This window comes from Tenacibaculum sp. TB-53 (genome assembly GCF_059716285.2).
In genome coordinates this window covers 1,304,537-1,327,895 of record NZ_CM202790.1, presented here as the reverse complement: position 1 = coordinate 1,327,895, position 23,359 = coordinate 1,304,537, and the positions used below count along the sequence as shown (strand labels likewise).

At 32.0% G+C, this 23,359-nt stretch carries 22 protein-coding genes; 15 read left to right on the top strand and 7 right to left on the bottom strand.

Annotated features, from left to right (window positions below; translation table 11 throughout):
• Positions 1 to 25 precede the first annotated feature (25 nt).
• The 3 genes from AC3VJB_RS06025 to AC3VJB_RS06015 all read left to right on the top strand — a co-directional run bounded on the left by AC3VJB_RS06025 (position 26) and on the right by AC3VJB_RS06015 (position 2,678).
• Positions 26 to 769 (top strand): hypothetical protein, encoded by a 744-nt coding sequence (locus AC3VJB_RS06025; RefSeq protein ID WP_437824936.1) that lies wholly within the window; start codon positions 26 to 28, stop codon positions 767 to 769.
• A 71-nt stretch (positions 770 to 840) separates the two neighbouring features.
• Complete coding sequence (locus AC3VJB_RS06020; protein ID WP_497666899.1) at positions 841 to 1,893, top strand: sensor histidine kinase; 1,053 nt, start codon at positions 841 to 843, stop codon at positions 1,891 to 1,893.
• 2 nt (positions 1,894 to 1,895) lie between these two features.
• On the top strand, positions 1,896 to 2,678 hold the full coding sequence (locus AC3VJB_RS06015) for a LytR/AlgR family response regulator transcription factor (RefSeq protein ID WP_497666898.1): 783 nt from the start codon (positions 1,896 to 1,898) through the stop codon (positions 2,676 to 2,678).
• A gap of 130 nt (positions 2,679 to 2,808) precedes the next feature.
• Here the strand turns inward: AC3VJB_RS06015 and AC3VJB_RS06010 are convergent, their stop codons facing one another.
• From AC3VJB_RS06010 to AC3VJB_RS05995, 4 genes are all read right to left on the bottom strand, one after another.
• A complete protein-coding gene (locus AC3VJB_RS06010) occupies positions 2,809 to 3,177 on the bottom strand; it encodes a nuclear transport factor 2 family protein (protein ID WP_047789070.1) in 369 nt (122 codons plus the stop codon).
• An 11-nt stretch (positions 3,178 to 3,188) separates the two neighbouring features.
• Entirely contained in the window at positions 3,189 to 3,932 is a 744-nt protein-coding gene (locus tag AC3VJB_RS06005) for an SDR family NAD(P)-dependent oxidoreductase (RefSeq protein WP_497666897.1), read from the bottom strand.
• A gap of 5 nt (positions 3,933 to 3,937) precedes the next feature.
• Positions 3,938 to 4,132 carry a tautomerase family protein gene (locus AC3VJB_RS06000; RefSeq protein ID WP_073183706.1) on the bottom strand — a complete coding sequence of 65 codons (195 nt, stop codon included), beginning with the start codon at positions 4,130 to 4,132 and terminating at the stop codon, positions 3,938 to 3,940.
• Positions 4,133 to 4,250: 118 nt separating this feature from the next.
• Positions 4,251 to 4,814: a Crp/Fnr family transcriptional regulator gene (locus AC3VJB_RS05995; RefSeq protein WP_394420848.1), complete on the bottom strand. Its 564-nt coding sequence runs from the start codon at positions 4,812 to 4,814 to the stop codon at positions 4,251 to 4,253.
• Between the two features lie 987 nt (positions 4,815 to 5,801).
• On the opposite strand from AC3VJB_RS05995, the gene tssD reads away from it, so the two are divergent.
• The 6 genes from tssD to AC3VJB_RS05965 all read left to right on the top strand — a co-directional run bounded on the left by tssD (position 5,802) and on the right by AC3VJB_RS05965 (position 8,974).
• Entirely contained in the window at positions 5,802 to 6,287 is a 486-nt protein-coding gene (gene tssD / locus AC3VJB_RS05990; RefSeq protein ID WP_349265266.1) for a type VI secretion system tube protein TssD, read from the top strand.
• 1 nt (position 6,288) lies between these two features.
• Positions 6,289 to 7,452 carry a hypothetical protein gene (locus tag AC3VJB_RS05985; RefSeq protein ID WP_497666896.1) on the top strand — a complete coding sequence of 388 codons (1,164 nt, stop codon included), beginning with the start codon at positions 6,289 to 6,291 and terminating at the stop codon, positions 7,450 to 7,452.
• On the top strand, positions 7,449 to 7,808 hold the full coding sequence (locus tag AC3VJB_RS05980; RefSeq protein ID WP_497666895.1) for a hypothetical protein: 360 nt from the start codon (positions 7,449 to 7,451) through the stop codon (positions 7,806 to 7,808). Before AC3VJB_RS05985 ends, AC3VJB_RS05980 begins: the two co-directional genes overlap by 4 nt.
• Before the next feature lie 29 nt (positions 7,809 to 7,837).
• Complete coding sequence (locus AC3VJB_RS05975; protein ID WP_497666894.1) at positions 7,838 to 8,170, top strand: peptidase associated/transthyretin-like domain-containing protein; 333 nt, start codon at positions 7,838 to 7,840, stop codon at positions 8,168 to 8,170.
• A 28-nt stretch (positions 8,171 to 8,198) separates the two neighbouring features.
• On the top strand, positions 8,199 to 8,522 hold the full coding sequence (locus tag AC3VJB_RS05970) for a carboxypeptidase-like regulatory domain-containing protein (RefSeq protein ID WP_520980981.1): 324 nt from the start codon (positions 8,199 to 8,201) through the stop codon (positions 8,520 to 8,522).
• 218 nt (positions 8,523 to 8,740) lie between these two features.
• The gene (locus tag AC3VJB_RS05965) at positions 8,741 to 8,974 is read left to right on the top strand and encodes a hypothetical protein (RefSeq protein ID WP_159616462.1); all 234 of its coding nucleotides are present in this window, start codon (positions 8,741 to 8,743) and stop codon (positions 8,972 to 8,974) included.
• A 298-nt stretch (positions 8,975 to 9,272) separates the two neighbouring features.
• Here AC3VJB_RS05965 and AC3VJB_RS05960 read toward each other — a convergent pair whose 3' ends face one another.
• Entirely contained in the window at positions 9,273 to 10,850 is a 1,578-nt protein-coding gene (locus AC3VJB_RS05960) for a hypothetical protein (RefSeq protein WP_520980980.1), read from the bottom strand.
• A gap of 436 nt (positions 10,851 to 11,286) precedes the next feature.
• Here AC3VJB_RS05960 and AC3VJB_RS05955 point away from each other — a divergent pair, with 436 nt between their 5' ends.
• Complete coding sequence (locus AC3VJB_RS05955) at positions 11,287 to 13,086, top strand: ATP-dependent nuclease (RefSeq protein ID WP_497666891.1); 1,800 nt, start codon at positions 11,287 to 11,289, stop codon at positions 13,084 to 13,086.
• Between the two features lie 424 nt (positions 13,087 to 13,510).
• Complete coding sequence (locus AC3VJB_RS05950; RefSeq protein WP_497666890.1) at positions 13,511 to 14,212, top strand: HU family DNA-binding protein; 702 nt, start codon at positions 13,511 to 13,513, stop codon at positions 14,210 to 14,212.
• Between the two features lie 211 nt (positions 14,213 to 14,423).
• Here AC3VJB_RS05950 and AC3VJB_RS05945 read toward each other — a convergent pair whose 3' ends face one another.
• Together AC3VJB_RS05945 and hutI are read right to left on the bottom strand one after the other, a co-directional pair.
• Positions 14,424 to 15,431, bottom strand: coding sequence for a formimidoylglutamase (locus AC3VJB_RS05945; protein ID WP_497666889.1), 1,008 nt, complete (start codon positions 15,429 to 15,431; stop codon positions 14,424 to 14,426).
• Positions 15,432 to 15,558: 127 nt separating this feature from the next.
• Positions 15,559 to 16,791: an imidazolonepropionase gene (hutI, locus tag AC3VJB_RS05940; protein ID WP_159491400.1), complete on the bottom strand. Its 1,233-nt coding sequence runs from the start codon at positions 16,789 to 16,791 to the stop codon at positions 15,559 to 15,561.
• 358 nt (positions 16,792 to 17,149) lie between these two features.
• On the opposite strand from hutI, the gene AC3VJB_RS05935 reads away from it, so the two are divergent.
• From AC3VJB_RS05935 to AC3VJB_RS05920, 4 genes are all read left to right on the top strand, one after another.
• Positions 17,150 to 19,006 carry a DNA topoisomerase IV subunit B gene (locus tag AC3VJB_RS05935; protein WP_047789051.1) on the top strand — a complete coding sequence of 619 codons (1,857 nt, stop codon included), beginning with the start codon at positions 17,150 to 17,152 and terminating at the stop codon, positions 19,004 to 19,006.
• 187 nt (positions 19,007 to 19,193) lie between these two features.
• Positions 19,194 to 19,727, top strand: a complete 534-nt coding sequence (locus AC3VJB_RS05930) for a hypothetical protein (protein WP_047789050.1) — start codon at positions 19,194 to 19,196, stop codon at positions 19,725 to 19,727.
• 45 nt (positions 19,728 to 19,772) lie between these two features.
• Positions 19,773 to 22,487, top strand: coding sequence for a DNA gyrase/topoisomerase IV subunit A (locus tag AC3VJB_RS05925; protein WP_497666888.1), 2,715 nt, complete (start codon positions 19,773 to 19,775; stop codon positions 22,485 to 22,487).
• Entirely contained in the window at positions 22,487 to 23,353 is an 867-nt protein-coding gene (locus AC3VJB_RS05920; RefSeq protein WP_073183681.1) for a mechanosensitive ion channel family protein, read from the top strand. The genes AC3VJB_RS05925 and AC3VJB_RS05920 overlap by 1 nt, the downstream gene beginning before the upstream one ends.
• Positions 23,354 to 23,359: the final 6 nt, after the last annotated feature.

Below are 23,359 nucleotides of genomic sequence, written 5' to 3'. Positions count from 1 at the left end.
GAGGTATCTAATTATAAAACATACCATGATGAACCCAAAAAGAGAACTTATTTTTTTAAGAACATTTGCAGTAAGTATAACAGCACTAATAGGAGTTTTAACTACTGTAGCCTTTAAAAATAAAGGAAATACACAATTTGATACCATTGACGTAAAAAGAATTAATATTATTGAAAATGACGGAACGGTAAAAATGCTTATTACTAACGCAGCAAACTTTCCTGGCAAAGGCGATAAGATTAATGGAAGAGTATATCACGAAAGAAAAAAGAGGGCAGGAATGCTTTTTTATAATGAAGAAGGTATAGAGTGTGGTGGATTTATTTATGATGGTAAAAAAACTGAAAAAGGACATAGTTCAGGATTATCGTTAACGTTTGATCAATACGATGGAGACCAAGTAATGCAACTCATAACTACCGATGCTAAGAAAAATGGGAAAAGGTACAAAGCAGGTAGGTTAGTGTTTAATGATCGAGGAGACAACGAAACCCAAGAAATGACCCTAAAAATAGGAGAGGAATTAAGAGCTATTAATGATCCGGCTGAAAGAAGAGCTAAGTTTAAAGAATATCAACAAAAAGGAATGATAGGAGGAGTACCTAGGGTAGCTTTAGGACAAACACCAGGAAAACAAAATGGATTGTTTTTATATGACACTAATGGAAAAACAAGAGCTAAGTTTATTATAGACGAGGATAATAAAATAAAACTAGAAGCCTATGATGAGAAAGGAAATACAGTAAGTACTTGGCCAGAAGATAAATAGAAATACTAGAGTTTGCGGTGAGATTCTTTCAAAAGTTTCATCGCAAATTTGATATATTTGTGAGTACTGATATGAAAACAAACACATCCTTTTTTAGAGAAAATGCTACATTTTTAATCTTTCTCTTCACCTTTTGCTTAATATTTATTTTAAAAAATCAATTTGGGAATTCAGATTCTTGGAAGGATTTCATCTTTTACCCTGATGCTCCTTTTTGGTATTTCTTTAAAGCAGTTTTTATTTTTTGGTGGATTAGTTTTATTAAAAAGAGTATTAATAAAAACTCAAAAAAACAAACTTCATTAAGTAGGAGATATGTGCGTTTTTTTGGAATAGGCTTGTTAACATATTTAGTGATAGGAAATAGTTTTGGATTAATTGTCGCGTTCATTTTTGATACCTATTCCAGAAACTTTGGTTCTGTTTATCATATAATATACGTCAATATAAACTCTGTAATTGACTTTGTTATTTTTGGAGGATTTTCATTAGCCTACTTGTATTACAAAGAAAATGTAGCGTATCAAAAACAGGTAGCTGCCTATGAAATAAGTAAAGCTAAAAACGAGATTACACAATTAAAAAACCAATTAAACCCTCACTTTCTATTCAATAATTTAAATGTTTTAGATCAGCTTATTGATGAAGACACGGAAAGAGCTTCTTTGTTTTTAAATCGATTTTCAGAGTTGTATAGGTATAGTTTACATAGTGCAGATAAGCAATTGGTTTCATTAAAAGAAGAGTTGTTTTTTGCTGAAGGATATTTTAAGATAATGGAAGAAAAATATCAGGGGTATTATCAACTACACATAGCACCAGCATTGTATATAAAAAATAGTGTAGTACCACCATTTTGTTTACAAGTTCTTATAGAAAATGCCATTACTCATAATAAAGGAACCTTTGAATCTCCTGTACAAATTACCATTACAGAAGATAAAGGAATCAAAGTAACGAATAACAAAGCGTTGTATTCTAAAAAAAGAAAAAGTAATGGAGTGGCATTGGCTAACCTATCAAAACAATTTGAACTGCTTACTGAAAATACTATTAAGATACGCGAAACTGAAAAAGAGTTTGAAGTTGTTTTACCGTTAATACTACCTCATAAACCTGTTTAGAAATGATAAAAGCACTTATAGTTGAAGATGAGTTACCAGCTAGAAAAAAGCTGAAAAAGTATATAGAAAGTTATCATAAACCTATTACTGTGGTAGAAGAGCTTGAAACGGTAGAAGAGGTGCTTCAGTTTTTTGAATCAACTTCTGATATTGATTTGATTTTTTCTGACATAGAACTACGAGACGGTAATGTTTTTGAAGCCTATAAAAAACTAGCAATTCAAACACCAATTATTTTTATTACAGCTTACAATCAGTTTTGGATGCATGCTTTTGAAACCAGTGGAATAGAGTATTTATTAAAACCATATTCGTTTGAACGGTTTGAAAAAGCGGTAGATAAGTACTCAAGCTTAAAAAACTCAATGAAGGTTGAAAATGACCATAATGTTTTACAAAAATTAGATGCTTATTTAGCAAATCAAACAGCTCAAACTCCTAAAAGCTATCAAGATTTTATTGCTGTTAAATCCTCTCAATATACTTATTTTTTAAAGGTGGATGAGGTAGTGTATTTTCAAGCAGATTATGGAATTGTAACTGCATACGATATAAGTAATAAAAAGCATGTATTAAATCAATCTTCTTTAAAAGCATTAGAAGAAATAATAAATCCTAACGTGTTTTTTAAAATTAATAGAGGCGAATTACTCAATAGAAACTATATAGAAAAGATAAGTAGGTATAATAAAAATGTAGTAGCCATCAATCTAAAAAACAGCAAAACAGTTTTAAAAACCAGTCAAAATAAAACAGCAGAGTTTACGAAGTGGTTAGGATTATAAAATAGGCAATTACCGTCATTCCGAACGATAGTGAGGAATCTCTATCAAATGAGAAAAATTATTAGGCTTGTTGTTAGTAATAAAAACAAAGCGGTTTAGATAAACATCCAAACCGCTTTTGTTTATAAGGTTATTCTACATGCGTAAAAACCTTAGCTACAATTTTCCATTCATTCTCTATTTTGTTTAGAGATAAATAGTCATAGTAATTATAACCCAACATAGGTACATGTAACTTTGCCATGGCTATTTTCCCCATAATATCAACCCCTACAATTTTCATGTTAAAAGTTTCTTTTAAATCATTTGGACTTTGCCTGTTAGCAACCCCTTCAATATAATTTTCAGAACTTTTAAAATAGTCAGCGCCTTTAATATCTCCATAAATAGGAGTATTGTTATGAAAGCATGATTGAAGTTTTTGAGTATCTCCATAAAAAATACCTTCAAAGTAGTTCGTTACTAAAAGCTCTATTGCTGTTATATTCTCTTTATACATCTTTTTTAGTTTTAAATAGCATGACCCACAGTGTGTCCACCAGCCACATTCATAGTTTCACCTGTAACAAAATTTGAAAAAGCTAAATAGTATGCAGCTTCAGCAATATCAGTTACCTCACCAATACGGTTTAACAAGTGTAAACCAGCTAAACTATCAGCATCTTCAATACCTATTTTTCCTTGTAATGGACTTCTAATAATACCCGGAGCAATTGTGTTTACTTTGATATTATCATTTCCAAACTCAGCAGCGAGTTGTCTGGTTAAGGTATGAATTGCACCTTTGCTCATTAAAGGAGCAGTAGCAGGGAAACCAGCTATAGCATAATCTACTAAAACAGTTCCTATATTTATAATAGCTCCATTTTTTTGTGCTACCATACTCGGAATAACAGCTTGAGAGGCAAAATAAGTTCCTTTTAAATTCACATTCCAGTACAACTCTAAATCGCTTTCTTCAACCTCTAAAAAAGGTTTAGGAGCAAAGATTCCTGCGTTGTTAATGAGTACATCTATACTATTGAATTTTTCTAAAGCTAAGGCTACTAATTGTTTACTTGTTTCTTGTTTACTAATATCTCCAACAAGAAGCGCAGCGTTTAACGGACTACCTAACTCTTCATAAGCTTTTTGTAGGTTTTCTTCATTAGAAGCATTCATTACTACATTGCATCCTTTTTCTATAAAAAGTTTAGCAATTTCTTTACCAATACCTGTTGAAGCTCCTGTAATAATTGCGGTTTTGTTCTTCATGAGTCTTATTTTTTAGTTCCTAAATACTGTTTACCATCGTGCCCCCAATTACCCATAGGAACTTCTTCAATAACAATATGGGTAGTTGCAGGATTTTTTTGGAGTACATCAACTAAAAGCTGTGTTGTTCCTTCAATAAGTTGACGTTTTTGTTCTTGGGTTACCTGTTCGTCGGTAACTTTAATGTTTACAAAAGGCATAATAATATGTTTTAAAATTATGCTACAAAGTTGCAGTGGACGCACAACTTTAGACAGGAGCTATGTCACACCTTTAAAGTGATGTATGTCACATGCAAACAATAAGAAATATTAAAAACTAAGAATTAAGCCTGCTAAGAGTTTCTCTAGAAACCCCTAAATAAGCAGCAATCATTTTTTTAGGAACCCGTTGAAAAAGGGTAGGGTATTGTTCTAACAACTGATCATATCGTTCTTTTGCAGAATTTTGTAAGAGCGATACAATTCTTTTTTGAAGAGCTATTCTGCCCATTTTACTCTTTTTAGCCCAAAAACGTTCCATTTTGTGCAAAGAGGAAGTTAGTTTATCACGGTTTTCGTAAGTAATGTATAGTAGTTCGCAATCTTCAATACAATCAATTGCTGTTTTAGAAGGTAGTTGCTTTACAAACGATTCATAATCGGTAATCCACCAATTTTCCATAGCAAATTGAAGAATATGCTCTTTACCGCTATCTTCAATAAAATAGCTCTTTACACAACCTTTAACCACCCAATATTCTTTATTGGCAGTTTCACCTTCTTGCAGTAAATATTGATGTTTACGTTTAGTAATAGGCTGAAAAAAACTTAGAATATAGGCGAATTCCTCATCAGTAAGAGGTATAATTTCTTCAATATGTTGTCGTAAAGGATGTCTCATTAAGACGATACTATTTTCTTTTTACTATATGCAAATATAGCTGTAAAGTAAGTAGTATAAGTAAAAATACTTTTACAAACCATCATTCCGAGGAAGGTATGACGAAGTAATCTATTTATTTAGAGTCCCAAACATAAAAACTACCACGTTTGTCTCATAACAACGTTATAAAGAGAAGTTTTTCCTCAAAGATTATTGTGGTATTCTTTTTCTTGATAAAAAGAAACAAAAATCAAGACTTACAATAAAATCGTGAGAAAATACTACGACATCCTCCACTGATAAAAAGAACTCGCTATCGCTCAAACAGCTTTTTATCTTACATCCATCACTGCTGTCTTGATTTTCAAAGATTTTCTTGTAGGTCACAAAATATACCGTTATTCCGAACGTCACTGAAATTAAGATATATTTTAATTGAAAGTATGTTGCAAAGCAACTGAGAAGGAATCTCATTGAAAAGTGTTACTCTTTTTTTATTGTAATCACTGTCAGTTCGAGTGATTTTTATTGAGTGATAACGAAATAAAAATAGTATCGAGAACTATTAGAAAACTTCTCGATACAAAATTATTTTTATTTCATTTCAATAATTTTACTCGAAGTGACACTGGATGATAAAAAGAATATAGAAAAAAGAGAATAGAACAAAGACCTATAAATAAGTCTTTACTCTAACAGCGAAGCGGTCTATTCTCTTGGCTCTAAAAAACAACCGTCATAACGAGTAGCAATAGCGACGTAGTTATCTCATTATTTAAAATCCATACGCTAACAACTAAGCATTCTTTCAAAGTATTTAACCCTAAACAAAGTTAGTAGAAGTACCTATTAAGTACAAACAAAGTACACGATCCGTATTTGCTTAGTACAAAGAGATTTAATAATAAATATGCTAGCTTTTTAAATAGAAAAATTGTAGGTTTGATACGTTGAAATTGCTAAAGATTACTTCAACAAGAAAAAAATATAACTAAAAAAGATGCTATGAAATATAGAACTATGCTGTTGTTTAATAACAGAGAGATAGAAGTACTAACCTATAACTTTGGTTTTAATAGAAACATAAACGTTTCTGACCAACCCACAAGCTCCGCTAACTTTGCAGGTTTAGAATTAGAAATAGAATCAGGTAGTAATACTGATTTTGAAGAATGGGCTTGTAAAGAAAATGCTATAGACCAACTAGAGTTAAAAATATACTACCCATATTTAAAAGGGGGCTCTAAAACAATGACTTTTTTTGATTGCTACCTAAAGAAATACGAAACAGTATTTTCTAATACAAACGATCAGCCTATAAAAGACCGATTAATTATTACGTGTGCAGGAGTAAAAATGCCTAATTCTTCGCTAGAATATTCTACGTACTGGAGAAAAACGCTTTCTGGAACGCAAACAGAAGTAACTAAAAATGGTAGTACCGTTTCTAGCGACGGTACAAACTTTAGTGTAACCCCAAAATTATCGTAATATGCCAAGTTTTGTCCCCCTAGGAATTGCTGATTACAGCGGAAATAGTGAAAGAGGCTTTGTACAATTTACTTACCAAATAGCCGATAATAATGCCAAGGAACTAACGCTACAAATTAGAGATGGAAGCTCGGTGATTTTTGAAGAAAAAATAACTGATGCTAACAAACTAAAACAAGGAGAACACATTTGGAAATGGGATGGGTTTGATAGTGGAGGAATTTTAGACACTGCTAAACTAACACAATACGAAAATTTAAATCTGTATACTATTGGTGTAGATAGCTCAAATAACTACAGCAGAAAAAAGTTAGATTTTAGTATGCGTTACGATGAGGTTAAATGGGTAGATGTAAAGATTGATAAAAACTCTAAAAGAATAGATGTTACATTACGTGTTAATTTAAAAGATGGAGGAGCAAAAGGAATAGAGTGTTATGAAAAAGATATTGACCCTGACCCAAAACTTAGAGTTCCAATGAAAGTATGTCCTTGGGATAAAATACCAGAAGAAGATTTGATAGCTGGTAAATCTCCTTTAACAACACGTACAAGAAGTTTTGAAGATTTAGAAAGGTTGGCTTTAAATGGTATTAACTATCACTGGGGCAGAAACAGGGAGCACTACATAGCAAAAGATATTGATATTGATGGTGAGAAATATGAAGTTTATGTAAATGCAGTAAATACAACGGAGAAAACAATGGATGATGTTAGTTTAATCTTTAATACAAATGGTGATTGGATTAGATCTATGAACCCAGGAAGTGTTAATGGAATAGTATCTTTTTTTGGTCAAGTAATGCCTGAAAGGATAGTATATAATTATGGGTATATTAAAGGGAGCAAAAAATGGTACTGGTTAGGAAATAATATTTCCAATGTGGATAATGATTTTTCATACACGGCGGCGCATGAAATTGGACATGAAATATTAAAAGCATTTTCTAAAGCAGCTTTTTTTTCGTATAAGCATAAAGGTAGTTCTACTCTTTCTGAGACATTGCCTGTGAATGATGGAGGAAGTGATTATCCGATAACAAATGAAATTGATTTAATGAAATATTATAATAATGACCCATATTGGTATGACTTTAAAAGAATAGTTGCAGATAATAAAGACTTAACCGGGTTACTATGGTTAACTAAATTAGAAATAAAATGAGATTCTACTACTTACTATTAATAGCACTTTTTTTGAATTCTTGTTCGTCAAGAATAGAAAGACCAGAAATTAAAGGAACGCTATACGATTCTTTAACATACAAACCAATTAAAGGTGTATTAATACAGATTGATGATGAACAGATAAAGTCCGATAACCAAGGAAAGTTTACCATACAGAGAGTAAAGAAAAGAGTGATGTTTAATTTTGAAGGTGGTCATATTCCTTTATTTTATTCAATGGAATTAAAACATCCAAAATATAAGAGTATCAAAATTGAAAAAGGAACAAGAGGGAGTTTTGGAGAAGAAACAATATTGTATGATTCAATTTTCCTAAAGCCACTTGAAAAGTAAACGTATTCTAGATACGCTGTGCATCTAAAATGAAAAACGTATTATTACTAACACTATTACTTTTAACAGTTTCTTGCAAACAAGAGCTATGTGATTGTTATCACGGCTATGTATTTGATGAAAATAAAAAGCCAATAGATAATGTAAAAGTTTATGAAGAAGCAGCGTTGTCGAATTCCATATACACAAATAAAGAAGGATATTTTAAACTAGATAGAGATTCATTTATAGCAAATTTAATTTTTAAAAAAGAAGGATTTGAAATAGATACAATAAGCCCTTATATAGAGTTTAGAGGAGGAGATAAAACAATCTTTATAACTAAAAAGTCAGACACTTTATTTATGAAGAGGAAAGAATAAAATGAGAAAACTTTTATTCATATTTTTCATGGCTTTATTATTATCCTGTAAAGAAAAAAGACTTTTTTATCATGGGGTTGTTTTAGATGAAAATAATAGACCTTTACCAAATATAGAAGTAAAAGAGTTAGACTTTAATAATTCAACATTATCTGATTCTAAAGGGTATTTCAAATTAAAAAAAGACATCAACTTCATCTCTAAATTATCCTTCTCCAAAAAAGGCTATAAAACTAAGATAGTAAGAACGGTTTGGACTCATAGTGGTGAAGTAGTAGGGTACACATTTCTAAATAAAAAAGCAGATACTGTAATTCTACAGAAGAAAGCAATACTTCCTTTAGAAGACTAAGGTTAGGTTCTAATAAATAAAACATGGTAAAAATTTTCCTCATACTATTTGCACTAGGTTCTTTAATATTAATTCTTAGTTCTCGATTTAGAAAACAAAAGCTATATTTAAAAGTACTTATTTACCTCTCTTTTACTATTGTATCAGTTTTTATATTCTTTATAACTATTATATATTTATGGAACTCTAGTGAAGATTATCACAAACGAAGGCATTTTATGGGGATTTGGAATATACAAGTTTTAAATACTACGGAAACCCCGATAAAAAACGTTAAAGTAATTAATCTAAGAGAACCAACAGATACAATTATATCAGATATTGATGGAACTGTAAATCTATATGAGTTTAGAGAAGGCTTGGTAGTACTTCAGGCAGAAGGCTATATTCCAGACACCATAAATGTAGCTGAAATGCCAAGTACAAAGGTGTATTTAAATAAGCTAAAATAAGTTTCTTTTTATCCTCATTACGAGGAGGATACGACGAAGTAATCTGTTTATTTAGAACTCAAAACATAGAGATTGCTTCGTTTTAGTCTATCTTGAGCAACAGCCGAAAGGCTCGCAATGACGTTAACAAATAACGGTAGTGAGGAATCTTATTAAAAGGTGTAACTCATTGCCTTGAGACCTCTCACATAGGTTCGAGGTAACACGATGAAATTAGAATTTTGTTAGATTTTAATAGAACTCATAAAACTGTTATATAAAAAGAGGTTATTCTTAACAAATAACCTCTTTTTATGTATTATTTCTTTACTGTTCTTGACCCTAAGGAGAACTTATACCCAAATTGAAACTGATAAAAAGCCTCATCGCTTTCGCTTCCTTTGTAATTATAGGTTACTAATCTTGCAAAAATAGCTTGATTAGGGTTTTTGTTAGGATGGTAAAATACTTCTGCTTGATTTTTCACTACAGGTACTTTAAAATCTAAATCTATAGTACTAGACCCGTTATAGCTTTTATAATCAAACCAGTGAAGTCCTAATTTATAATTGAAACCGAAGTTGTTAAATCGTTTTGATGATAAGCTTATTCCTCCTCCATAACTCAATGCTTTTAAGTTTTCTACTCCTTGGGTATCGTTTTGAACTCTCGTTAGATTATAGTCTATCGTACCAAAAAAGTTCATTTTCATAGGATAGTTTTTTTGATACACTTCAAAGAAGTTTACTTCTCCACCTACGGTTAAAAAGCGTTTTTCTACCAAGTCTAACGTATTTCCTATTACACCACCTGTTGCGGTAACTAAACCTTTGTCTTCTTCAAACTTAGCATAGTGTACATAAGGTGTAATTGATTTTAAAAATTCGTATTGCATTGAAGAACTAAAGATTTGCCTTGAAAAAGGAAATACATAAAACTTTGCACTTCCTTCTAACTGCACCAATCCGTTGTCAGACTCTCCAAAGAGTGCTAAAAAATCAGTATAAGCACGTAGCTCTACTATTTTATCTAAATAGGTTTCCTCCTTTATTTGATAGGTTACTGGTGCTGTTAGGTTGGTTTCGTTTCCATCTATATCTTCTTTAGGCAGTTCTAACGTTAAGTCGTGTGGTACGTAGTTGTTTCCTATTTTATACTTATACATGAGTACATCACTTAAACGAATACGAAGGTTTTCAAACTCTTTTTCATCAACGTTGGTTGTTGGTTGTTTTTGTGAGTAAAAAAGATAGTTTTTAGATGCCCAATATCCATATCGTAAAAAGCTTACTCCTACATAGTTTTCAAACAACAGCATGCTTCCTTTGTATTCTACCAATACCTGAATATCAGCTAAGCTACCATCGCGAATTTCAATATCTATCTTTTTAAACCTATACTTTAATGTGTCTTGGCGTTCTTCATCATTATTATAAAAACAAAACTCCTGTCCTTCTTTAGGTATGGTAATATCTCCAAAATAAGTTTCTTGGTTTACTTGTTTTAATACCTGATTGAACACCTTTTTCTCTCTAGATGTCCTCTCAGCTCCGTTAATATCTTCACTAATAATTACATCTTCATTAAAATAGCTGTAGGTTACAGGTTCTTCTACTGTTTCTTCTTGTTCAGCTTCTTTGGCTATGGTTTCTCGTGTAGGTGGTTCTTTATGAGGAAACCAACTAGCTATTGAATCTGCAGGAATGTTGGTACACACGTTTTTATAGCTAGTAAATTTAACGTATGTAAGGTTTAGTGAATCTATATACGCCTTTCTGTCTTTAATTAAAGTACTGAGCTTGTCTAAGCTTTCTTGAGTAATCGACTTTTTGGTTTCGTCTATTTCTTGCTTCTTTTCTTCTAATGTTTTGTTGTAGTTTTCATAGGTACTACTCAACTTTTTTATTTCGGATTCACAGTTAATAGTTTGTGTTTGTCCGTTAACGCAAAGCACATAAAAAAAGAGTGCTAAGCAGGTGCTTAGAGTTTTCATAATGTTTAGTTAGTTTGGTTTGTTAATTGTTGTTATACGCAGCTATACTCGTTTTATGTTGGTAGTACAACACGTTTTAAAATTCTGTATAACTGTATGTTAACGTTTTAAAAGTAGTAAAATATCGTTAGTAATAACAACTGTTATATTATTAAATGGTAATTATATGTGTAATAGCAGGTGTTTTGCGGAAATCCGTAATTTAGGTTACGGAAAACCGTAAGGTTTTGCACCTTTAGTTTTATAATTTGTCGACTTATTTTACAGTACGGGTTAACAACTTTTCCCTTAATTATAAGGTAACAAAACAAAAAAATAACGTAAATAAACTAATCTAATAATGAGACTACATAGATTAAAAATTAAAGGATTCAGAAGATTAAAAGATGTTGAAATACTTTTAGGTGATGCAACATTTTTAATTGGTCAAAATAATACAGGAAAGAGTTCTATTTTAAAAGCAATAGAGATACTATTATCTGCAAAAAAACAACTCAATAGTTCTGATTATCATTCAATAATTGATGAAGAAACAGAAGAAACAAAACCTGATACAACCACAATTGTCATTGAAGGAGAGTTTAGAAATTTACCAGTAGAAGCCAATAACTGGAGAGGGTTTAAAGGAAGAATATTCAAATATGAATCAGATAAAGAAACAGGGTTGTCTGTAACATACAGAAAAACATATAATTTAGGGAGGGATGTTATTATTGAATTCAAATCAAAAGTAAGAGAATTAAAAAAAGAGTTTGTAGACTGTAAAAAACCACAAGATTATATTGATGCTGGCATTGGAGCTGAAATAATAACTGAACTATTTCCAGAGTTAGATAAAGCTGTTGGTAAGAGTAAAGCGGCAAAGGAAAAATTAGAATCAATCGATGAAATTTGGGAACTAAAAGATGAGGAAGAATGGTTTCAAAACCCTGGTGGTATTCCTGGGAACGTATTAAAAATGCTACCTCGTTTCTTGCTTATTCCTATTGATACTTCCATTAATGAGATACAAGGTTCAAGTAATGGTGTTTTAGGAAAAACCTTAGTTGAACTATTTGATACTGTTAGAGAAGGTTCAGATAACTTTAAATCTGCTCAAGAGTACTTAGACAAACTTGCTAAAGAACTTGACCCTTCAGATGATAAATCAGATTTTGGAAAAATGATGATTGAATTAAACGATGTATTAAGTAGTATTTTTCCCGATTCAAAATTACACGCCACTACTGACTTAAGTGATCCTACAAAAGTTCTTAAACCATCATTTAATGTAGAAATGTCTAGTAACATTAGAACATCTATACAAAATCAAGGAACTGGTATGGTAAGAGCAGCAGTTTTTGGTATGTTAAGATTCCGTCAGAAATGGTTATCTAAAAAAGAAGATGAAACTACTCGTTCTTTAATCATTTGCTTTGAAGAACCTGAAATCTATCTTAATCCTAGTGCCGCAAATCAGATGAGAGATACAATCTATGATTTAAGTAGTTCTTCCTCACAAATAATTGCTTCAACTCATTCTCCATTTATTATTGATATTTCAAGAAAACCTAGACAAGTTCTTAATAGACTTAGTGAAAATGGTAATTCTATTATCGGAGAGGCTTTTTCTGTTAGTGATGCCTTTAAGTCTCTCCAAGAAGAGCATAAGGACTATGTGAAAATGCTTTTAAAAATTGATGACTATATCGCAAGAACATTTTTTACAAATAATATTATAATTGTTGAAGGAGACACTGAAGATATTTTAATCCGAGAAACATTATCTAGATTACCAAAAGAAGACTTTCTTAAAATCAAATCTAACTTTGAAGTTATAAAAGCAAGAGGGAAAGCAGCAATAATAGGGCTTATAAAATATTTAACTTCTATGGGGTTAAAACCAATAGTTGTACATGATAGAGACAATGGAACTGAAGGGGCTGTAAAATTTAACGCACCTATAAACCAAGCTTTAAATGGAAATGGAAGAATAATAATGATGGAAGAAAATGTCGAAGACGAAATTGGATATACAGCTACGCATGAAAAACCTTTTAAAGCATACCTACAGACTCAATCTTGGGGTGAGAACTGGACTGATATACCTGAAAGATGGAGAATAAAAATGAAAGAGATTTTTAATGAATATGTACCATAATAAATATATTATACCAATTTATTTAACTTTACAATATGCTAACTAATAACAAAAATATTATAAAAAACAACCATTATTAACACGGGTTCCACATCCGTGTTTTCTATTTACATACCATCTAAAACGTTAAAAAACTCATAAAGTCAGACGGTTAAAACGAAAAACAACTATTTTAGTGTCAGCTATAAAAATTGTTTGTAAAAAGTAAATTGCTATCTCTTATTACTATTCAACCACATTCAATTTTACAACATCTTTACGAAGTTAATGCTATAAAGGTACTCTTGTACCTGATTGTTTGGTGATGAATAACACCAAGGTTAGTAATTGTTTTGGCATGTATTGGTTATTGCTCCAATACCCCAACTGTTACTACCCAAAAAAGGATTCAAAAGGAAAAGTAAATAATTTAAAAATCAATATGATGAAGTACTATTTAATTGAAAACAAGTTAACCGATGAAACCAACTACTCAGCACGCATATTAACAGAGCGTACTATTAATCAAGACGAGTTGATTGATAAAATGTTGAGCAAAAGAAACCTAGTAAGTAAAACCGATATTGTGGCGGTGCTTAATTCTTACTATGAAGAAATTATCGAGTCGATAGAAGAAGGCGATAACATTAACCTACCTTTATTAAATATTGGCTACTCTATTTCTGGGGTTTTTGATACCGAGGAGGATGGTTTTAATCCTGATACTCATAAACTACACGTAAACCTCAACAGCGGAAAGTTAATCAACGAAATTAAAGACGATATTCCGCTACAAAAAGTAACTGCTCCTATTACCAACACGGTTATTACTAATTTAAAAGATATTACCACAGCAACTACGAATACCGCCTTATCTGCTAACGGATTATTTGAGCTGAACGGTTTGCGTTTAAAGGTTGCGGGTGACTTACCCGAGGTTGGTTTGTATTTTGTTGCCGAAGACGGTACCGAAACCAAAGTGTCTTATTTGGCACAAAACAGCTATAAGAAAATTATTGGTCAAGTTCCAGCCCTTACTGCGGGTAACTACCGTGTTAGAGTTAAAACGCAAGCAACGAGTAGCATTGATATTTATTTAAAAGATATTCGTGTTTCTGATTCTTCTTTTACAGTTACTGTAGCTTAAGATAAAAAGTAACTCTTTTTTAAAGCCTAATACGTTATACCACTAACGTATTAGGCTTATTTATTATTAAAACGTTTCTATTAGGCATCAAATATCACTTCCACTAGGCACTAAATGTCTTTTCCATTAGGTACGAAAAGGCATTTCCATTATACATATCAAGTTTAATAGTACTTTATAAACTGAACTTTGTGGTAGAAGTAACGTGTAATTAATTACTCTTAGCCTTAATAAAATCAGAAATTAAGTAGCTAATGTATTTTCCTACTTGCCCGTTAGCTATTTTATCTTTAACAACTGCTGGGGCTCCCTCACAAATATGTAAATAAGAAGCATTTAGTAGCTTTCCAAAATAATGTGTAAATCTACGAGCTTGTTGTGGAGTAAATCCGCTAGGTGTCATAGCACTACTTGGAAAATGCTGCACACAATCCAAATCAATTTCAATTCCGAAAGGAGCATTTTCTATAAAACTTTCAGCACGTTGTAATTCGCCTTTAAAAGAAGTAGTGTGATACACTTCTAACTCTTCAAACGTATTATACTCTAAGTTTAAACTATCATGAATCATTTCAAACACATATTGAGGCGTGTAGTTTTCATGCAACCCGAACATAAAGTAATTTTGAATAAAGCCTTCTTGTAAAGCGTACGAAAATCCGTTACCACTATGACGCTCTTCCAAACGACGTAAATCGGTATGCGCATCTAAGTTAATCACATTTACAGGTTGATTTTTCCCTTCAGAAAGCCCTTTAATATTTCCGTAAGCATTGTTGTGTCCACCACCAATGATAATAGGAGTTTTACCACTCTCAACAATTATTTTAATAAGCTTAGAAAGCTCTTTATCTATTGCTTTTACTAATAAATCACCTTTTTCTCTGTCAGAAACATCAAAACTATATACATCGTCCAAACAATCCAAATATCCTAACACTAGGATGTCGTTTCCATTAATAAATTGATTTTGCTGGGTGTTTAAAAACGACTTTAAAGCAGGAATAAAAGCAGTGTGTGCACCACCATTTCCGCCATTCATACGAACACCAATATCTTCTGGAATTCCTAAAATAACAAAAGAAGCAGAGGAATTTTTAAGTTCTGATTGTAGTTCTTTTTTGGAGTCGATTACTGCAACGCACTCACCTAATTTTGTTTCGCCTTCACGTGGGGCAACAAACTCTTGTATGTCTTTTTTGTTGAATATTGTTAGCATATTGTTGTATTGTCTTTTTAGAAAACGTCATTCCGAACTGAAGTGTAACGAAAGGAGAAATCTCAAGAATGTTCGTAACTCATCTTAATGAGATTATACGTTGTCACTTGGAATAACAGTGTGCAATTTAAACCTCTTTTCCGTTGATAAATACAGCGTCGATTAAGTTACTTCCGAAGGAGTACGGTAAAAATCCATACGAAGGAATTTCTTTTGTAAGGATTAAATTCGCCTTTTTTCCCTTGGTAATACTTCCAACCTCGTTTGATAAATTCATCGCATACGCTCCGTTAATAGTTGCTGCATTTATAGCCTCTTCTGGTGTCATTTTCATTTTAATACAAGCTGTTGCTACCACAAAATTCATATTTCCTGATGGTGTAGACCCTGGGTTGTAATCGGTAGCTAAGGCTAACGGTAACCCTGCATTTATAATATCACGAGCAGGGGTGTATGGAATACTTAAAAAGTACGAACAAGAAGGTAAGGCAACAGGCATGGTTTGCGTTCCTTTCAAGGCTTCAATGTCTTCTGTGTTCATTACTTCTAAATGATCTACTGACAAGGCATTGTGTTTTATGCTCACTTGAACCCCGCCAATAGTTGTAAACTGGTTTACGTGTACTTTGGGTGTTAATCCGTATTGTTGCGCAGCAGTTAAAATTCTGTCGGTATCTTCTACTGAGAAGTATCCCGTTTCGCAGAAAGCATCTACAAAATCCGCTAGATTTTCCTCAGCAACTTTAGGTAACATTTCTTCAATAATTACATTGATATATCCTTCTCTGTTGTTTTTGTATTCAGTAGGGAAGGCGTGTGCCCCTAAAAAAGTAGCTTTTACAGGAATGTTATAATTCTCTCGTAGCTTTTTTATAACACGTAGCATTTTTAACTCAGCATCTACGGTTAAACCATAACCAGATTTTATTTCAACAGCACCAGTACCTAAAGCAATTACTTCTTCTAAGCGTTTTGCTGATTGTTGGTATAGCTCTTCTTCTGAAGTTTCTTGTAATTTCTTAGCCGAATTTACAATACCACCACCACGATTGGCAATTTCTTCATAACTCAAACCATTAATTCTATCTACAAACTCTTGTTCACGATTGCCTGCATATACAATGTGTGTATGAGAATCGCACCAAGTAGGCAACATCATTTTACCAGTACAATCCACCGTTTTATCAGCAGAAATAGGAGCTTTTTTCATGCTACCATAGTCGGTAATAATACCATTTTCAACCAATAAAAAAGCATTTTTTATAGTAGGTAAAATGTTCATCGAAGCTCCAGCTACTTTTTTAGTGCTTGTTTCTCTAATTTGTATTAATTCTTTAATGTTTATGAATAAAGTTGTCATGTTGAATACTTAAATTTGTTAGACAAACTTACGGTAAAAACTACAATGTATGATACATTTTTTAAGGCTGGTTGGATTGTTAATAGGACATCTAGGTTAGGTAAGCGTTGTTTTTACTAAATACTATTTATTCTTATAGGTTTTAATGTTTTTAGACTATAACCAACTTAATAGTTTTTGTTTAGTTGTTAACTTTAGTGTTTTTATAGCTTACTAAAAGTAATTTGACGTATAACCTTATAAACGCAAACTATTTAGTAAATAAAAACGAACTCTGTTGATAACTATATTAACAGAGTTTTTTATTTTTTCTGGCGAAATACTATTTTAGCACAGACTTCAATTCACACAATTTTTTATGACGCAAGAAACACAATATACCGAAGACAATATACGCTCGCTCGATTGGAAGGAACATATTCGTATGCGACCAGGGATGTATATTGGTAAACTGGGAGACGGATCATCTCCAGACGACGGAATTTACATTTTGGTTAAAGAGGTTTTAGATAACTCTATTGACGAATTTGTCATGGGAGGAGGTAAAACCATAGAAGTTTCTGTACAAGGGAATAAAGTAATTGTGCGAGATTACGGACGTGGTATTCCGCTAGGAAAAGTAGTGGACGTGGTTTCGAAGATGAACACAGGAGGAAAGTACGACTCCAAAGCCTTTAAAAAATCAGTTGGATTAAATGGAGTTGGTACGAAAGCAGTAAATGCGTTATCAACCTATTTTAGGGTAGAGTCTAACCGTGACGGTAAATCAGCTTCAGCAGAGTTTGAGAAAGGAAACTTAACCAATCAAGAATTATTAGATGAAACATCACGCCGTAGAGGTACTAAAGTAACCTTTATAGCTGATGAAACCATCTTTAAAAATTACAAGTACCGTCCTGAATATATTTCTAAACTATTAAAAAACTATGTGTACCTAAACCCAGGGTTAACCATTGTTTTTAACGGAGAAAAGTTTTATTCAGAAAACGGGTTAAAAGATTTATTGGAAGACAACAACAATAAAGAAGATATGTTGTATCCTATAATTCATTTACGAGGCAGTGATATTGAAGTAGCAATTACACACAGTAGAACACAATATTCGGAAGAATACCATTCGTTTGTAAACGGACAAAATACTACACAAGGAGGAACGCACTTAAACGCATTTAGAGAAGCAGTAGTAAAAACAGTTCGAGAGTTTTTTGGAAAGAATTTTGATGCTTCTGATGTACGTAAATCAATTATCGGTGCTATTTCTATTAAGGTAATGGAACCAGTTTTTGAAAGTCAAACAAAAACAAAATTAGGTTCTACAGAAATGGGAGGAGACTTGCCAACCGTTAGAACGTATATTAATGATTTTATAAAAACACAGTTAGATAATTACTTACATAAGAATACGGAAGTAGCCGACAAACTTCAAAAGAAGATATTACAGGCAGAAAAAGAGCGTAAAGAATTATCAGGAATACGAAAATTAGCTCGTGAACGTGCCAAAAAAGCAAGTTTACACAACAAGAAATTACGTGATTGCCGTATTCATTTTGGAGACACTAAAAAAGATGGATATTTAGACACTACGTTGTTTATTACGGAGGGAGATTCGGCAAGTGGATCTATAACAAAATCACGTAACGTAAACACACAAGCAGTATTTAGTTTAAAAGGAAAGCCATTAAACTCGTATGGGTTGTCTAAAAAGATAGTGTACGAAAACGAAGAGTTTAACCTACTACAAGCAGCTTTAAACATTGAAGACGGACTGGAGGACTTACGTTATAACAATATTGTAATTGCTACCGATGCCGATGTTGATGGTATGCATATTCGCTTGTTATTAATAACCTTTTTCTTACAGTTCTTTCCAGAAGTAATCAAAGAAGGACACCTGTATATTTTAGAAACACCGTTATTTAGAGTACGAAACAAAAAAGAAACCATTTATTGTTATTCAGAAGAAGAAAAGCAAGATGCGATAAACAAACTAAGAGGAAAACCAGAAATAACTCGATTTAAGGGGTTAGGGGAGATTTCTCCTAACGAATTTGTCCATTTTATTGGAGATGATATTCGTTTAGACCCAGTAATGTTAGACAAAGAAATGTCGATAGAACAAATGTTAGAATTCTATATGGGTAAAAATACTCCAGACAGACAAAAGTTTATTATTAACAACTTAAAGGTTGAGTTAGATTTAGTAGAAGAAAATTAATATGAAAGAATTAAAGAAAGTAATTATAATAGTATCATTGATAATGATTATTGCGTGTGCTTTAATGATTTATTTTGGTAGATCATCAAGTCAAAATTCATATATAGAAACATTATTAATGTTAATTATGACTTTAATATTGGGTTTATCTATTAAAACGACAAAGAATAAAAACATCAGATAAAAAATGGGTAAAAAATTATACAATTCAGTAAAAACCTTATTGTTAACATGTTTTATAGTAGTTTTATATAATTGCTCTTCAAACGAAGAGGAAGAATGTTTAAAAACAATTACCATTCCCCAACTTTATTGGGTAGGAAACCAATCGTATCGTTACGATATAGAACAAGAAGTACCATGTGATTTAGAGTTAATTACAGAACCAGTAAATATAGAGCCTCCATCGTTAGAAAATTTCACATACGAGCTATTAAGTTTTGAGTATATATCTAACACAGGGAATAATACTTCTAAGTTAGCGTTTGAAGTAAAATTAAATAATTTAAACAGTTATTCGGTAAAAGGAATTCCTTACTTTACTATGTCAATTGATGGTGTCGAGTTTTCTACTACCTATGCAGAGTTTCTTTCTCCTTCATGTGAAAGTATACTTGCCAATTCAAGCTGTACTGTAAGTGTAGAAATTGAAGAAAATCGAGATATTGGTTTTGCAAACTCAGTAGAAATTCTAGAGGTAGAATATTATTTGACTAACTAAACCACAAAAAACAATTTTAACTATAAACGTTTATAGAATTCATACATGAGTGAAGAAAACAATAAGTACGAACATGACGAAGAACTAAATAAACCTGTTGAAAGTACAGAAACCATTACCAAGGTAACAGGTATGTACAAAGAATGGTTTTTAGACTATGCTTCATATGTAATTTTAGAACGTGCAGTGCCATCAATGGAAGATGGGTTTAAACCCGTGCAACGTCGTATTATGCATTCAATGAAAGACTTAGATGATGGACGCTATAATAAAGTAGCAAACATTGTTGGTCACACAATGCAGTATCACCCTCACGGAGATGCATCAATTGCCGATGCCATGGTACAAATGGGACAGAAAGAATTACTAATCGATATGCAAGGTAACTGGGGAAACATTTTAACAGGAGACCGTGCAGCGGCTTCTCGTTATATTGAAGCACGTTTGTCTAAATTTGCACTAGATGTTGTTTTCAATGCCAAAACTACCGAATGGCAAGCCTCGTATGATGGACGTAAAAAAGAACCTGTAAACTTACCTGTAAAGTTCCCTTTGCTATTAGCTCAAGGAGCAGAAGGTATTGCAGTAGGATTATCAACTAAAATATTACCGCATAACTTTAACGAGTTAATAGATGCTTCTGTAAAATATTTAAAAGGAAGAAGTTTTACGATTGTACCCGACTTTTTAACTGGAGGAATAGCAGATGTTACCAATTATAACGATGGTAAACGAGGAGGAAAAGTAAGAGTACGAGCAAAAATATCGGCACTTGATAAAAAAACGTTGGTAATTACTGAAGTGCCTTTTGGTACTACCACATCATCATTAATTGATAGCATTTTAAAAGCGAACGATAAAGGTAAAATTAAGATCAAACGTATTGAAGATAATACCGCGGCTAATGTTGAAATTTTAGTGCATTTACCAGCTAATGTATCGCCAGATAAAACAATTGATGCCTTATACGCTTTTACCAGTTGTGAAAATTCAATTTCTCCACTGTGTTGTATTATTGAGGATAATAAACCTGTGTTTATTGGAGTAACAGAAGTTCTAAAAAAATCAACAGACTTTACAGTAGAGTTACTTAAACGTGAATTAGAAATTCAATTACATGAATTAGAAGAGCAATGGCATTTTGCTTCTTTAGAACGTATTTTTATTGAGAATAGAATTTACCGTGATATTGAAGAAGTAGAAACTTGGGAAGGAGTAATAGAAGCAATTGACCTAGGGTTAAAACCGCATACTAAGCATTTAAAAAGAGAAGTAACCGAAGAAGATATTGTTCGTTTAACAGAAATAAGAATTAAGAAAATCTCTAAATTCGATATTGACAAAGCAAAACAATTTATTGAAAGTTTAGAAGAGAAAATAGCTGAGGTTAAACATCATTTAGATAATTTAATTGATTTTGCAATAGACTATTTTAAAGAGTTAAAAGCAAAATACGGAAAAGGAAAAGAGCGTAAAACAGAAATCCGCATTTTTGATGATATCGTAGCTACCAAAGTAGTTATGCGTAACTCAAAACTTTATGTAAATAGAGAAGAAGGATTTATAGGAACATCGCTACGAAAAGACGAGTACGTTACCGATTGTGCAGATATTGATGATGTTATAGTGTTTAGAGAAGATGGTTCAATGGTAGTGACGAAAGTAGATTCTAAAACCTTTGTAGGAAAAGGAATTATTCATGTTGCAATATTCAAGAAAAAAGATAAACGTACAGTTTACAACATGATATATCGTGATGGAGCGAAAGGACCTTCATATATGAAGCGTTTTAACGTTACATCAGTTACTCGTGATAAAGAGTACAACTTAGCCAACGGAGATTCAAAATCAAAAGTATTATACTTTACAGCTAACTCTAATGGAGAAGCTGAGGTAGTAACTATTTTACTTAGAGCAGTAGGAAGTGTTAAAAAATTAAAATGGGATATTGATTTTGCAGATTTAGCCATAAAAGGACGTAGTGTTAGAGGAAACTTAGTAACCAAGTACTCAATTAAAAAAGTAGAGTTTAAAGAAGCAGGAGTTTCAACTTTAAAACCTAGAAAAATTTGGTTTGACGATACAGTACAACGTTTAAATGTTGATGGGAGAGGAGAGTTGTTAGGTGAGTTTAAAGCAGAAGATAAAATATTAATAGCAACTCAATCAGGAAAAATCAAAGCAGTATCACCAGATTTAGCGATGCATTTTGAAAATGATATGATTGTGTTAGAAAAATGGAAGCCTAATAAGCCAATTTCAGCAATTTATTTTGACGGGGTTAAAGAACGTTATTTTGTAAAACGATTCTTAGTTGAAACACCAGATAAAGAAGAACTTTTTATATCAGAAGATGAAAAATCGAAGTTAGAAATCATAGCTACAGATTATCGTCCTATGGCAGAGGTAATTTTCTCAAAAAGGAGCCTAGAAAAAATAAAAGTGAACTTTGAAGACTTTATAGCAATTAAAGGAATTAAAGCTCAAGGAAATCAATTAACAACAGATAAAATAAGAACAGTAAACTTATTAGAGTCATTACCTTACGAAGAACCAGAAGAGGAAAAAGTTGAGGATATTGAGGTAACTGATGAAGAAGAAATTAAAGAAGAAGCATTACCTTTGAATGTAGAAGATACTACGCCTAAAGATAAAACGTTTGTAGAGTCTAAAGAAGATAAAGCAAAAAAAGCATTAGAAAGAGCACTTCAAAAGAAGAAAAAAGATAAAGACGACGAAAGTCAAACAGCATTATTTTAATGGATAAGTTTTTACCATATCGTTTTAACCTAGATACCTTTTTTGGAGCGTTAGGATATATTATAGTGGTATTCTTAGTGTCTTGGGGTATTTCTAGGTTGGTAAGAGCGATTATTTGGCAACTTATTAAAAGCAAGAAAGAAGATCGTTTTGGTAGAACAAGTATTCAATTTTTACGTAATTCAGTATCGTTTGTAATTGGACTTTTAAGTGTCATTTATGTAATTATGGCGGTGCCTGCTTTTAGAAGTAAAGCGACTTTAATTTTTTCTGGAGCCGGTATTTTAGCCGCTATTATAGGTTTTGCTGCACAAGCAGCACTATCTAACTTAATAGCAGGAGCTTTCATAGTTATATTCCGCCCCTTTAGAGTGGGCGACTATATTAAACTGGATGAAACTAGAGTTGGTATTGTTGAAGACATAACGTTGAGACATACTGTAATAAATAACTTTGAGAATAAGCGGTTAATTATACCCAATTCGGTAATTAGTACAGATTCTATTTTAAATCATACCATAGAAGACTCTCATGTATTAAGTTTTAACAATTTTAAAATAGGATTAAAAGCAGATATTGATTTAGCAAGAAAAATTATACAAGAAGAAGCTGTTAAGTTACCAACTGTTATTGATTATCGTACACCAGACCAGGTGATTAGTGATGTGCATCAAGTAGATGTTCGTGTTATTGATATATATCCAGACCATATTCATATGCGTGCTTATGTATGGTTAAACGAACCGTTTCAAGAATTTAAAACTAAATGTGCTTTAAAAGAAGCTGTTCATAAACGCTTTCTATTAGAGGGTGTACATTTACCAATACCAATCAATATAAATGAGATAATTAAAAGAGTAAACTAAAAAAAT